At 60.8% G+C, this 13695-nt stretch carries 13 protein-coding genes; 1 reads left to right on the top strand and 12 read right to left on the bottom strand.

Features of this window, described 5'->3' with window-relative positions; genetic code table 11:
* Positions 1-7 precede the first annotated feature (7 nt).
* Entirely contained in the window at positions 8-1249 is a 1242-nt protein-coding gene (gene mexE / locus RHM69_RS05910; RefSeq protein ID WP_038452140.1) for a multidrug efflux RND transporter periplasmic adaptor subunit MexE, read from the bottom strand.
* A 388-nt stretch (positions 1250-1637) separates the two neighbouring features.
* On the opposite strand from mexE, the gene RHM69_RS05905 reads away from it, so the two are divergent.
* Positions 1638-2093, top strand: a complete 456-nt coding sequence (locus RHM69_RS05905) for a hypothetical protein (RefSeq protein ID WP_019820112.1) — start codon at positions 1638-1640, stop codon at positions 2091-2093.
* A 2-nt stretch (positions 2094-2095) separates the two neighbouring features.
* Here RHM69_RS05905 and RHM69_RS05900 read toward each other — a convergent pair whose 3' ends face one another.
* The 11 genes from RHM69_RS05900 to RHM69_RS05850 form a co-directional block, all read right to left on the bottom strand.
* Entirely contained in the window at positions 2096-2992 is an 897-nt protein-coding gene (locus RHM69_RS05900) for a LysR substrate-binding domain-containing protein (protein ID WP_019820111.1), read from the bottom strand.
* A gap of 87 nt (positions 2993-3079) precedes the next feature.
* Positions 3080-4423, bottom strand: coding sequence for a TolC family outer membrane protein (locus RHM69_RS05895; protein WP_014718378.1), 1344 nt, complete (start codon positions 4421-4423; stop codon positions 3080-3082).
* Positions 4424-4445: 22 nt separating this feature from the next.
* Positions 4446-5963 carry a DHA2 family efflux MFS transporter permease subunit gene (locus RHM69_RS05890; protein WP_014718379.1) on the bottom strand — a complete coding sequence of 506 codons (1518 nt, stop codon included), beginning with the start codon at positions 5961-5963 and terminating at the stop codon, positions 4446-4448.
* Entirely contained in the window at positions 5960-7027 is a 1068-nt protein-coding gene (locus RHM69_RS05885; RefSeq protein ID WP_032902184.1) for an HlyD family secretion protein, read from the bottom strand. The genes RHM69_RS05890 and RHM69_RS05885 overlap by 4 nt, the downstream gene beginning before the upstream one ends.
* 29 nt (positions 7028-7056) lie before the next feature.
* Positions 7057-7872: a DUF3050 domain-containing protein gene (locus RHM69_RS05880; protein ID WP_103451302.1), complete on the bottom strand. Its 816-nt coding sequence runs from the start codon at positions 7870-7872 to the stop codon at positions 7057-7059.
* Between the two features lie 46 nt (positions 7873-7918).
* Entirely contained in the window at positions 7919-8878 is a 960-nt protein-coding gene (locus RHM69_RS05875) for a fatty acid desaturase family protein (RefSeq protein WP_014718382.1), read from the bottom strand.
* A gap of 10 nt (positions 8879-8888) precedes the next feature.
* Entirely contained in the window at positions 8889-9716 is an 828-nt protein-coding gene (locus RHM69_RS05870; RefSeq protein WP_106111139.1) for an SDR family NAD(P)-dependent oxidoreductase, read from the bottom strand.
* Positions 9713-10855: an acyl-CoA/acyl-ACP dehydrogenase gene (locus RHM69_RS05865; protein WP_014718384.1), complete on the bottom strand. Its 1143-nt coding sequence runs from the start codon at positions 10853-10855 to the stop codon at positions 9713-9715. The genes RHM69_RS05870 and RHM69_RS05865 overlap by 4 nt, the downstream gene beginning before the upstream one ends.
* Before the next feature lie 3 nt (positions 10856-10858).
* On the bottom strand, positions 10859-11302 hold the full coding sequence (locus RHM69_RS05860) for a type II toxin-antitoxin system RatA family toxin (protein ID WP_019820107.1): 444 nt from the start codon (positions 11300-11302) through the stop codon (positions 10859-10861).
* Positions 11303-11317: 15 nt separating this feature from the next.
* Entirely contained in the window at positions 11318-12577 is a 1260-nt protein-coding gene (locus tag RHM69_RS05855; protein ID WP_014718386.1) for an aspartate aminotransferase family protein, read from the bottom strand.
* Positions 12574-13638, bottom strand: coding sequence for an SDR family oxidoreductase (locus tag RHM69_RS05850; protein WP_073844838.1), 1065 nt, complete (start codon positions 13636-13638; stop codon positions 12574-12576). The genes RHM69_RS05855 and RHM69_RS05850 overlap by 4 nt, the downstream gene beginning before the upstream one ends.
* Between the last annotated feature and the right edge of the window lie 57 nt (positions 13639-13695).

Here is a 13695-nt window from a genome sequence, read left to right as displayed (position 1 = left end):
GTATCCCTTAACCGCGTGGAGTCGCGACGCTTGCGAGCTTGGGCGCGGGTTTTTCCGGCGCCACTTGCTCCAGGTTGCTGGCTTCAAGCGCTTGTCGTTGTTGGGCCAAGGCGGCGAGGGTTTCCTTGCTGGCCATCGGAATGGTTTCCGGTGCGACCGGCGAGCCAGGGCGCACGCGTTGCAGGCCCTTGACGATCACGGTGTCATCCTTGGTCAGGCCGCTGCGCACGATGCGCAAGCCTTCGATTTTCGGCCCCAGTTCCACCGCGCGATAAGCCGGCTTGTCGCCGTCCATCACCAGCACGAATTTCTTGCCCAGGTCGGTGCCGACGGCTTCGTCATTGATCAACACCGCCGAATAGGTGCCGCTGCCGACCAGCTTCAAACGCGCATACAGGCCAGGGGTGTATTCGCCCTTGCTGTTGTCGAACACCGCGCGGCCACGGATGGTGCCGGTGGCCGGGTTGACCTGGTTGTCGACGAAGTTCATCTGGCCCAGGTGCGGGTTGCCGGTTTCGTTGGACAGGCCCAGATACACCGGGGTGGTGGCGCCACGCCGGCCTTCACGGGCCAGTTCGGTGTACTTGAGGAATACACGCTCATCGGCGTCGAAGTAGGCGTAAACCTTGTCGGTGGAGACCACGCTGGTCAGCGCGGTGGTATCGGCGGTCACCAGGTTGCCGGCGGTGATTTCGGCACGGCTGACGCGGCCACTGATGGGCGAGGTCACGCGCGTAAAACTCAGGTTCAGCTTGGCCAGGTCCAACTGCGCCTGGATCCCGGCCATCGCGGCGCGGGCTTCCTGGGCGGCGGTGGTGCGCGAGTCGGCCAGTTCGGCAGAGATCGCATTGCTCTGGCGCAGGCGTTCGCCACGTTGCGCTTCGTTTTCGCTGCGGGTGGCGGCGGCTTTGGTCTGAGCCAGTTGAGCCTCCAGGCGGCGCACTTCGGCCTGGAACGGGCGCGGGTCGATCTGGAACAGCAGGTCGCCTTTCTTGACCAAAGCGCCTTCAGTAAAAGCGACTTGGTCAATCTGGCCGGACACCCGCGGACGAATCTGCACGGTTTCCGGCGCTTCAAGGCGCCCGGTGAACTCGTCCCACTCGTTGACCGGCTGTTCCAGCACCTTGGCCACGCTGACCTTGGCTGGGGGCATGGCGGCCGCTTGTTCGGGAGACTTGCCGCACGCGCTCATCACCACCACGGCCAAGATCGCCAAGGGGAAGCGCAAAAGTTTGAGTGACTGTTCCATGAGGTGCATCCGCCAATGTATTTGAGATGGGCGGATCATGCGCGGGGAGGTGCTAGGTCACGAATCGAATGAAGCAAAGGTAACTATCATTCGGAATGATATAAGCGCGGAGTCAGCCCTCTAGCATGGGGCTTTTGTTAGGGAGCTATCAATGTGATTGATGACAAAAGACTGTTGCAGCGAATGCATGGATGCAGCCCGAGTAGGTATCGATGGGCAGTGGTGTCGCTGATTCGGCCAGAAGCTAATGCGCATCACATGGCGCAGCTGTCAACTGAGAAGTCTGACAGTAGTTTGATTAATGGCGTTTGCGTAGGCTGATATTCATGCCCGGAGGGCTCTCGAAATGCCGAGCGTAGATTAATCAATCAGTTCAAGGAATTGAGCCATGAATAACACTAAACCCAGCGAGTCTTCTGGCGCAGCGAAGAATTCAAAGGTCGGCGCTGATTATTTTAACTTCATGTTTGCTCCTCCCTTTCCTATGGTAGAGGAATTTTGGAGGGCATTAGAGTTCCGCTATTATGAGTCGGACGATGGCGTTCTTATTCTTCGTGGGAGCCTTAATGAAGAGGAGACGGGGCGATTTGAGCTGCTCACCTTCAAGATGCCGCCACCTATAAAAGATGGCGAGCATGACGTAAGCAGGGATGAGGCAGGTGTTAATGCTACTTTTGCTTTACCGTCGCTCATCAAGGCGGACAGTGGGAAATTGAATATAAAAAGATTCAAGGACGGTGACAAAGATACCATCCAGGCTCAATTTTACCTGGCATTTGAATATGACAGTGTGGTCTATGATGTAGCCGGCCTAGCTTTGGTTCATGCAACGGCGGCTAGTTAAGATCACGGCGCCTCGAACGCATCGCCCAGAAAGTCGATCAAGGACCGCACCGACGGCATCAGCCCGCGCCTGGAGGGGAACACGGCGGTGATCACGCCTTCAGCGGGTTGCCATTCAGGCAATACGGCAATCAGGCGGCCATCGGCCAACTCGTCTTTCACGACGACTTGGGGCAGGTTGGCGATGCCCACGCCCGCCAGTGCTGCATTTTTCAGGGTCGACATGTCATCACTGACCAGGCGCGGCGTGTGCGCGACCTGGGCCGTCGCGCCGTCCGGCCCGGTCAGGTCCCACAGGTATTGAAGCAACGGGTTGCCCCAATGGATAGTCGCCAGCCCGGCAAGGTCAGCCGGTAGCGAGGGCAGGGGAGCGTCCTGCAAAAAAGTCGCGCTCGCCACCAGTACCTGAGGACTTTTAGCCAGTACCTTCATGACCAGCTCACTGCTTTCCAGCGGTGGGAAACACAGGTTCAAGGCCATGTCATAGCCTTCGCTGATGATGTCGACCTTGCGGTTGAAGCTCTTCACGTTCAGTTCGACGCTGGCGCATTGCGCCATGAATTGGGCGAGCATCGGCGCCACCCAGTAGTTGAGCAATGCGGTGGTGCAGCTCAAGCGGATCACGCCCCGCGGCTCTGATTTGTTGAAGGCAATCACATCTTCTGCTGACTCGGCTTCGGCAATCATCGCCACGCAATGGCGGTAATAGGCATGGCCGATATCGGTCACCTGGAATTGGCGCGTCGAACGCTGTATCAGCCGTGCCCCCAGCCTGGCTTCAAGCTGGCTGACCCTGCGGCTCAAGGTCGATTTGGGCAGGTTCAACGCTCGACCCGCCGCCGCAAACCCGCCGTGCTCGACCACCTTGGCGTAGAGGAAGAGTTCGTTGAGGTCGAACATGGGCAGTGTTCCATTTTTGAGATGCCCAAGCTTAATCCAAATCAGCCCTCACGTTGAGCGAATGTCAGCGCATTACTGATCAGTGCGTCAGTTCAGCGTATGACTGATATCCCGCAGGCGCGCGTCGCTCAGGTTGCCGGTGGATGCCAACAGGTGCAACTGGGCCATCAGGATCGCATAACGTTGTTGGGCCAGGCGTTGCTGGGTATCGGTGACTTTTTGTTGGGCATCCAGCACGTCGGTGTTGATGCGGGAACCGGCTTCGAAGCCGTGGGTCACGGCGGCAAGGTTGATCTGGCTAGAGTTCAAGGCCTGCTTGAGTGCCTGGTATTGGCTCATGCCGTTGGTGACTTGCAGGTAAGCCTGGCGCGCCTTCAGCCCGGCGTTGCGACGTGCATCTTCGACTTCGTCCGCCGCCTTGCTTTGCAGTGCATGGGCTTCGCGCACGCGACTGCTGGTGCGGCCACCGCTGTAGAGAGGAACGCTCAGTTTGACCCCGACCACGGTCTGGTTATAGCGGTTTTCCGGCAACGTCACATCGTAGACATCACCGCCGACAGAGGCGAAGCGGCCATGGGCGGCGATCAGATCCAGGGTCGGCAAATGGCCGGCCCGTTCCTTGTCGATGTCCATTTCGGCCAGGCGCTGGGCAATCTGCGCCGCCTGTACGGCAAGGTTGCCTTGTTGCGCGGTCGTGGCCCAATCATCGATGGCAGCGGGCACCGGGGCACTGAACTGCGGCTCTTTGCCTGACCACGGGCCTGCCTGTGCGGCAGTTAATTGGGTGAGCGTTTCGTTGGCAATGTCCAGTGCGCCACGGGCCGCCACCTGTTCGGCGAATGCCTGGTCGTACTTGGCCTGCACCTGGGCGAGCGCATTAGCGGTGGTGGCGCCGTCGGCCAGCAGTCGCTGGCTGCGCGTCTGGCTCTCGCGCAAGGTTTGTAGCTGTTGTGTGCGGGTGTTCAACAGTTCCTGATTGAGCAGTACGTCGAAATAAGCGCGGGCGACGCGCAGCATCAGCGCTTGGCGCGCCTGTTCGGTGTGCAGTTCACTGGCGCTGATCAACAGTTTGCTTTGGTCGTGTGCGATCACATTCTGCCAACGCAGCAGCGGCTGTGTGAGGACCACGGCGTAGGCGTTGGTGTTATTGCGGTTGCGATGATAGTCGGAGGAATCCTCGGCATCGACCCAGGCCGCGCCGCCGGTGACAGACAGGTCCGGCAGCAGGTTGGCACGGCTTTGCGGTTCCTTTTCTGCCGTGGCCAATTGCTGGGCCTGGGCGGCGGCGAACTGCATGTCGTGGGTCAACGCCTTCTGGTACAGCTGGTACAAGTCATCTGCCAACACCTGAGTGGGCGCGCAGGCGAGTGCCAGCCAATACAGCGGCATGAGCAGCGGGGTGGTGTTCAGATGCAGGCCTGGAATACGCAAGGGGTGTGCTCCACTGAAAGATTTATCGACTGATGTGGCTTCTGCGCATCATCAGCACCATGGGAATCCCGATGGCCATCACCGCTCCCAAGGTGCCGAACAGCATGCTGAACGCCAGCATTTGCCCTTGTTCGCGCGCTTGCAGGTAAGGCATCAGGGCCAGGGCTTGTTGATGGCTCGCCAAGCCCAGGGAAAGAAACAACGGGTCGGTTTCCACACCTCCCCAACCACTGGCCACCAGGCTCGATTCGGTGACATGCTCGGAGAGCAGGCGATAGCGTTCCCACGAGAACCGTGTGAGCAAGGTGGCTGCGATGGCGATGCCCACGCTGCCCCCCAACTGGCGCATCAGGTTGAGTACGCCTGAGGCGCCGGAGATCAATGTCAGCGGCAGGCGACGCATCGCCAGGTTGGTCAGCGGCACGAAGATCATGCCCAGCCCCAGGCCGCGGATCACCAAGGGCCAGTACAGCGAGTCGGGGTTACTGTCGAGAGTGAACTGGGTGTGCAGGAACATCGCATAGCAGTACATGACAATGCCCAGGGTGACGAACACACGCTCGTCGATCTTGTTTTCCTGGGACAGCTTGCCGATCACCAAGGTGCTGATGGCGCTGGCCACCGCCCCAGGGAAAATCACCAACCCGCTCTGGTAAGCGCTCTGCGCCAGCAGGGTCTGCAAGAACAGCGGCACCATGAACAACGTGCTGTACAGCCCGAAGCCCACGCAGAACGCGCAGATGCACCCCATCAGGAATTCGCGGTTCTGGAACAGCGCGACGTTGACGATCGGGTTGGCCACACGCCGCTCCCACCAGAAGAAACCCACCAGGCTGAAGCTGCTGAGCAACAGGCAGGCCACGGTCCAGTTGGACGCCATCCAGTCCCAGTGCTCGCCGCGCTCCAGCAGGATCTGCAGGCTGCCCACGCCTAGCGCCAGCAAACAAAAGCCGCTGTAGTCGACACTGGAAGGTTTTTGTTCGTTGGGCGAGTCGTTGATGCACAGCCAGCACAACAACAAGGCCACGGCACCGATCGGCAAGTTGATCAGGAAGATCCAATGCCACGACAACGTGTCGATCAGGTAGCCGCCGACGGTCGGACCCAAGGTGGGCCCCATCATCACGCCCACGCCGTAAAGCGCCATGCCGCTGCTGACCTTTTCCTTGGGGAACACGTCGTAGATGATTGCCTGGGAAATCCCCAGCAACCCGCCGCCCGCCAGGCCTTGCAGCACCCGGAACGCGACCAGTTGCCAAAGTTCGGCAGACATCGCGCAACCCAACGATGCCAGCACGAACAGCGCGGTAGAGACCAGGTAATAAGTCCGCCGGCCGAACCACGCCGACAGCCAGCCACTGACCGGCAGAATCACCACGTTGGCCACCACATAACCGGTGGAGACCCAGGAGATTTCATCCACCGACGCCCCGTAGGTGCCCATCAGGCTGGGAATCGCTACGTTGACGATGGTGACATCGAGCAGCTCCATCATCGACACCAGCGTGACGGTCAGCGCAATCAGATAGGGCGACTTCATAGCGTGTGGCCGGTGTCGTCAGGTGCGGCCACTTCGACAAACGCGCTCATGCCCGGGCTCAACAGCGGCTTGTAGTCATCCGGCACATCGTGGAGCGCGATGCGTACCTGCACGCGCTGCACCACCTTGGTGAAGTTGCCCGTGGCATTCTCCTGGGGCAACAATGAGAACTTGGCTCCGGTGGCCGGTGCCAGGCTTTCGACGACGCCGTCGAAGGCGTGCCCGGGGAAGGCGTCCACGGTGACACGGGCAGTCTGGCCCACGCGCACGCGGCCCACCTGGGTCTCCTTGAAGTTGGCGGTAATCCACAGTGCGTCGGTGGCGATCAGGCTCATGAGTTTTTGGCCAGCGACCACAAACTGGCCGGGTTCCACCTCTTTTTTCGAGACAATGCTGCGCATCGGCGCGGTCTGGCGGGTGTCGTTGAGCTGGATCCTGGATTGTTCCAGCTCCGCTTGCGCGGCCGCGATCCGATAGTCCTGCACCTTGAGTTCGGCTTTGTTGGCCAAGGTACTTTGAGCGGCGGCCTGGGCGTTGCTGCGCGCCACTCCCTGGGCGTGGCTGAGGGCGTCGAAACGCGCCTTGGCCACTTCCAGGTCCTGGGTGCTCAGCACGCCTTGGGCGCCGAGGCGACGGGCACGCTGGTAGTCGTTGCGCGCTTGCTCAAGGTTGGCGCTTGCTTGAGCCAGGGCCGCCTGCGCGGCCTCGCGCATGGCCACCGCGCCGAGCACCTGACTGTCCAGCGCGCCCGGCACGCCTGCGCGCCCGGCGGCGGCGAGCAATGCTTGCCACTGTGCTTCGCGCTGCTGCAACTGATAGCGGTACTCGCTGTCGCGGATCTGAAACAGCAGGTCGCCGCTTTGTACCCTGACGTTGTCCACCACCGGCACACTGATCACCACGCCCGAAAGCTTGGCCCGTACCGGGATGATCACCCCGTCGAGTTCGGCGTTGTCGGTACTCACGTAAGTGCTGGAATACTGCCAGCGCTGCCAGCCCAGAATCAGCAACCCGCCGACCACGACGCCACACAGCGTCAGTTTTATCAACTTGCCTTTGGTCATGTGGTACTCCCTGTCGATGCGCGTTGAGGTCAAGCAGGCTCAGAAACGGTGTGGACCTCCCGCGCAGGACGGCTCACCGTCGGCTGAGCCTTGTCCAGCAGGAACTGATGCACGCCATTCCACAGGTCAATCCGTGAGTTGATTGCGGTTTTCGCACTCTCGACCATGTGCAGGTGTTGCGCGGGGCTGGTGACGATTTCGGCGATGATGCGTTTGGCCGCCGGGCCGTGATCGTCACCATCCATCTCGATGTGGCGCTTCAAGTAATACGTGAGCATCGGTACATCGCGTTCACTGACCGACCATTGCGACAGCAGGCGACCAAACATGTCGGGGATAATGTCTTCACGCCCGAAGAAGAAGTACGCCAGGACCGCTTCGGTGCTGCCGTGTTGTGCAACATCGAGGGTCTGGCACATGAACACTTTGGCGGCCGTCGGAATCTGCGCGTCGTTGAGCGCCTTAGCCAGAGGCACCTTGGCCTGGATGGCGGCCAGGAAGCAGCGGAATACGCTGCTGTCGGCGCCGATTTCATCCATGGCGGCGAGGTACAGGTCCAGGTGGCTGATAAAACCGCCCGCGGGGTGCTCGTCGGTCTCTTCACCCACCACGATTTCGTTGATCAGGCGCGCGGCGGTGATGTGGACCGGCGGTACCCAGGGCAACTCCACGCACGTGAGGTCGCGCTGGATACGCTTGAGCAAGGTCATGAAGTCCCAGACGGCGAACACGTGAAACTCCATCAGGGTGCGTACATCTTCTACGCTGCGGATACTGCCGAACAGTGGGTGACTGAACAGCTGTTCGCGCTCGGTTTCAATGTGGCTGTCGATATCAAAAGGCATGCGTGCTCCTGCGGCCTGAAGGGTCAGGCCCAAAATCCATCGGAAATTAAGGGTGTGTGTCGTTTACCGTGTTTGTACGATAAGGATGGCGACCGGTGGCGTACCGGAAGGAGCGCACAAAGTGCTTTTCCAGCAGGTATTGCCGGCTTTCGTACCATCCCGCTTCCAGCAGTTGACGGTGTACCTTGGGCAGTCGCCAGCAAGGCACCGCGGGGTAAAAATGATGTTCCAGGTGAAAGTTCGAGCCCGCGTGCAGCCAGGTGTTGAGACGCGAAGTGCGTGAACGCGCTGGCGGCAACAGATGGCCTGTGTCGAAAGCATGTTCCTGATAAGCGTTGACCGCCGACAGCAGGAACGCCACCGCCAGGCTCAAGGAAAACCCCAACAACAGGCCGTCGACTAGCCAGATAGCCAGCCCATACAGGCTGAGCCATACAACCTGGCAGGCGATATTGCAGCGGGCCAGCCATTGCACTTGCGCCGAACTCAACGGCAGCGCCGAAGGATTGACCAATGGCCCGAACGCCAGGCGCCAGGTGGTCTGCAGATAACGCAGGGTGGCAATCAAGCGCGACAGGGTGATGCGGCTCGCCAGTGTGTGATAACGCGAAAAGAGCTGGTAGTCCGGGTCTTTCGCGCTGTTGCTGTACCGGTGGTGTTGCCAATGGTCGACGAAGTAACCGGTCACACAGAACCCCGGCAGCAGCGAACTGGTAGCAATGCCCAGGTAGCAACTGCGCATGGGGTTCGCGCTCAGGTTGAAGTGGAAGCCTTCATGCCCAAGGATCGCTTGCAGAAATAACCCATATCCCGCCAATACCACCAATGGCAAACACACCAGCGTCCACAGGGTGGAGGCTGTGTTGGCCACCCACACAAACAGCGCGAGTGGCAGCAGGTACAGGCTCAAGGTGTAGGCGATGATCAGCAAGGATTCCCTCGATCGGGCCTTGAACAAGGCACGGTCGAGTCGGACCTGGGGCTTGGGGTGTAAATGGCTGGCCATTGGCGAGGGCTTACTCGATCAGTTCAGGGTTGAGCACCAGATGACCGCCACGCGTGAGCGTACGCAGGCGCATGGCGATAAAGGCATCGACCACGCTCGGCACGCTGCGCGCGGTGTACATGGCCAGCGTGCCCATGAACGTCAGCCCCCGGTTGCGCAGGCCATTTTTCTGGCAGGCGCGCACCAGGCCGTTCGCGGCGGCATCCAGTTTTTCTTCCAGGGACAGCAGGGTCTTGTCACCCCACTTGAAGGTCACCAGGCGTTTGACCGACAGGCCCACACGCTGCGCGGGCAAGTGGATCGCCGTGTCGATGAACCCCGGGTACACCGTGACCACGTCAAGCTTCCCGCGATACTGCATGCGCAGCACATCCGAATAAGCGCTCAGCGCCCGTTTGCTCGCAGCATAGGCGGCCACGTAGGGCGCATTCACCAGCGCGAACAATGAGGACACGTTGACCACTTTGCCGCGCTTTCGCAGTAGCCCCGGCAGGAACCCCGAAGTCAGTTGCCAAGGCGCGAACAGGTTGACGTCCACTGCGCGGGTCACCTCATCGGTGACCCCGGTTTCGCCGCGTTCCAGTGTCAGGGTGCCGGCGTTATTGACCAGAATGTCGATGTCGCCGAAATCGGTGCTGATAGCGCTGATCACGTTGGCCACGGCGTGGCGGTCACACAGGTCGACTTGATAAAACGCGTCCAGCAGGCCGCTGTCTTGCGGTGCGAGGATATCGAGGCCAATCACGGTGGCGCCCAGTCGCTTGAGCTTGCTGGCCGCGGCGAAACCCAGGCCGCGCGCGGTACCGGTGATAACAATGGTTTTTCCGAGCAGGTTCATGAGTGCGCTCCGGTCATGCTGAAGGTTGATGCGGACAGGTAGGTGTCAAGGTTGGTCGCCATCGAGATCCTGGCCGGTGGATGAAATTGCAAGCCGCGGCAGGCCATCAGTCCGTTGGAACTCAGGTTGCTGGTGATGAACGCCATCCCGCCCAACATGGCGTGGGCCTGGTCGGAGAGCTGGGCAAGCCGTTGCTCGATGCCATAACGCACCAGCAGCAGACGGGCCAACACGTTAGGCAAGTCCTGTGGGTTACGCTCGATATCCAGGGCCGCGCCTTCCAGGGCACTGATCGCCAATTGCAGGTCGGCTGCCAGGTCCACGCGGTGATGCGCGGTCCAGCGAGCGGCGTCTGTGACCGACTCGATCAGGCTGGCGCAGGCACCCACATAAGATGCGCAGATCAACAGTTCGAACCAGATGAAACCCACGGTTTGCACGTCGCCCAGTTGGTGCGTGTAACCGGCGGAAAACACCATGCGCTCGGGCACCAGCACTTCGTTGAGGCGTACTTCGATGCTTTCTGCGCCGGCCAGGGCGCTGTTCTGCCAGAAAGGATTACGGCTGATGCCCGCTGCAGTGGCCGGAATCAATGCGACCATCAGCTCTTCGCCACCAGGGGTTTGGCGGATATAGCTGGCGGTGAGCAAGTCCATCGACTGCCCAAGGCAGCAGGGCTTCTTGCTGCCGCTGAGTAACACCCCGTCTGGGGTGTGCACTGCCTGCATGGCCGAGTCGAGAATGCCCGCTCCGGAGGTGCCCTCGGCAAACCCCGAAGACAGCAGCAAGCGGTTTTGCGCGACGGCGGCCAGCAACAGGCCTTCGGCGCCGCCGCCGTTTTGCGTGAGTGCCAATAGGCTCGCCACGGAAAACTGGTGCATGGTGCTGGCCACCGCCAGCGAGGGCGAGCGGGCGCCCAGGGCGATCTGCACATGCACCGCGTCAAGGATGTTCGCGCCCAGCCCGCCGGCTTCACGGTTGACCAGCAGACCTACCGGGCCATGTTGCTTGAACAGGGCGATGACCTCGCTCTGTGGCGCTTCGCGCTGGGCACTCGGAATGGCCGCCAAACGCTCGTCAAAACCCGGGGCGTAGCGTTCAAGCAAATCGCGTGAGCGATTGAGTAACGACAGTGACATGGTTCAGGCCTTCAAGTAGCTCGCCGGAAACAGGCCGGTGATGATCGAGTGGATGTTGTCCCGGATAGCTTGTTTAGCCACAGGGTCGAGCATGTCCGCGAGCATCGGCAGGCCCAGGTCGAAGCGTGATTTAAAGGTGATGATCGCGTCTTTGCCATCCGGCAAGACGTGCCAGGTGCCGGAGAAGTGATCGACGTCGCCGGCCATCTGCTCGAAATGAATCTCTCGGGTGTCGGCATTGAAGGTGTCACGCTCCTGCCACTTGAGAATGCCGCTGTGGAAGTTGACCTCCCAGGACGTGAACGACACCTGGTCGCTGACCTTGTTGATGCTGATATTGCGCACCGATTCGCAGAGCTCGACGTAGTTGCTGAAATCGCTGATCACCGCAAATACTTCATCAGCGCAGGCATGGGGGATATGGGCCTGCACGTTGACTTCTTGCATGGGGGAAAACTCCATTTAAAGGGATGGCATCGAAGTGGTCAGCGCCTGGGCGAAGCCTTCGATCAGCCAGTTGCAATCCTGGGCCGTCAGCAGTGGCGACGGCGTGAGCCTTAGCACCCGGTGGTCATTGAGCGAGTGGCACACAATGATGCGTTGCTCGATCAGCGCCATGACCATGTTGGCGGCGATTGAGGCCTCGGCGAATTCAAAGCCCAGCAGCAAGCCCGCGCTGCGCAGTTGCACGCGTTCGGCCAAGCCCTGTTGCTGCAACAGCGCGCTGAAGCGGGCGTGCAGGTCCTGGCCGAGCAGGCGGGCACGCGTGACCAGGTCTTCTTGCACCATCACTTGCAGCGTGGCCTGCACAGCCGCCATGGCCAGCGGGTTGGCGCCGAAGGTCGAGGTATGGACCGTAGGGTTGCGATTGAACGGCGCGTAGATCTCGGCGCGGGCCACCATGGCGCTCACCGGTACGCAGCCGCCGGACAGGCTTTTACCCACCAGCATGATGTCGGGCACCACCTGTTCCTGATCGCAGCCCCACCAATAGCCGGTGCGACCCAGGCCAGACTGAATTTCGTCGATAATCAGCACGGCGCCATATTGATCGCACAGTTGGCGCACGCGCCTGAGGTAGCCGGATGGCGGCAGGATCACCCCCGCTTCGGCCTGGATCGGTTCGAGGATCACACAGGCCTTATCCGGCGATGCGCGCAGTTGCTGCTCCAGCGCGACGCTGTCGCCAAACGGCACGAACTCGCTGTTGCTGAGCAACCCGCTGAAAGGCTCTCGGTAGCTCTCGCGGCCAGTGACCGCAAGGGCGCCGAGGGTCTTGCCGTGGAAGCCTCCGAGCGTCGACAGCGTGCGGCGGCAACCGTTGAGGCGGGCGAGTTTCAAGCCGGCTTCGGTGGCCTCGGCGCCCGAGTTGCAAAAGAACACATAGTCAAGGTCACCCGGGCACAGTGCCGCCAGAGCGTGGGCAGCAAAGGCCTGTTGTGGGTTGAGCAACAACTTGCTGGCCAAAGCGTTTTGCTGCAGTTGCCGAGTAACCGCTTCCACGACGACCGGGTGGCCGTGCCCGAGGAAAAACACGCCATAGCCGCCTGCATCCAGGTATTGGCGGCCTTGCTCGTCGTAGATGTAGACGCCACGGCTGGACTGCTCGATTGGCAGGTTCATCAGCGACGCGAGGCGTGCGTAGCCTGAGTTGACGTGCTGGCGTAGGTATTGGTCGACCTGTGCGGCGTCGAGAGTAGGTTCGATAACAGTGTGGTTCATGCCACGCTCGCTTCTGTGGGCGTTGTCACCGGCTGCTTGAGCATGCGCGTCAGAGCCCCCAGCTTGGGCGCCAGGTGGTTGAGCGAGAGCAGCAACTCACGGCTGACATCGCGTTGGCTGAATGCCGGCTCGCCGAGTAACTGCGGCAATGAAGTGGGCAGTGGCGTGCGCAGGCAGGCATAGCGGCACAACTGGGTGGCACGGGTCAGGGCGGCCTGGATATTGCCGCTCAGCGCCGGTAGAAATACCGGGCGGATCAACCGTTCATAAATGTCCGGCGCCATGCAGCGTGGCCGTGTGAAGGGTTGTTTCTGGGTGTCCATGGACTGGCACATCAGGTCCAGCAGACCCGTCAGATCCAGGGCCTGCGGGCCGCTTGTGAGAAAATAATCGTCGCCGATCAAACGCTGGTGCAGCGCGTTGGCGATCGCTCGCGCCGCGACGTCACGGGCGATCAGGTCGACATAGCCAGCAGGCGGGCAGGGCACGATGGGCAGCACGCCAGACATCATCAGCCCCATGGTCATATGGAAACCCTGGAAGTTGGGCATATGCCCGGTGCTGGCGTCGCCAATAATGATGGACGGACGAAAGATCGACACGTCGATGCCGGCCGAGCGCACCAGGGTTTCGGCCTGGCGCTTGGCGACTTCGTAAGGCGTTTCTGCTTGTACGCCTTCGTAATAGTCGCAGGGGTGAGTAAAGGCGGTGCTGATGTGATACAGCGGCACCTTGGCGTGCTGCACAAAGGCCACGACGTTTTCGGTGCCGAGGTAGTTCACCGAAAAGATCTGGTCGATATCACCGTCCAGGCGCGTCACCGCCGCGGCGTGGATCACCCAGTCGACACGCTCAACCAGCGCCGCATAAACGTCGCTGGCCAAGCCCAGGTCAGCGCTGCAAATATCACCCTTGAGCACTTCCACTCGGGGATCGCGGATACGGCTTTTGCGCGCCAGGCAGACCAAGTGAAAGTCCTCTGCCAGGCAGTCGATCAGTGACTCACCGAGCACCCCTGAGCCTCCAGTGAGAAGGACGGTTAATTTTTGCTGTGCTGACATGTAGGGCGCATCCTGCGGATTCATCGAAAGAATTCATGGTGCGTTTCGCCGAATCGC

It is taken from the genome of Pseudomonas sp. CCI1.1 (assembly GCF_034348165.1).
In the GTDB taxonomy this organism is placed as follows: Bacteria; Pseudomonadota; Gammaproteobacteria; order Pseudomonadales; family Pseudomonadaceae; genus Aquipseudomonas; species Aquipseudomonas paracarnis.
This window is presented reverse-complemented; position numbering and strand designations above follow the sequence as displayed.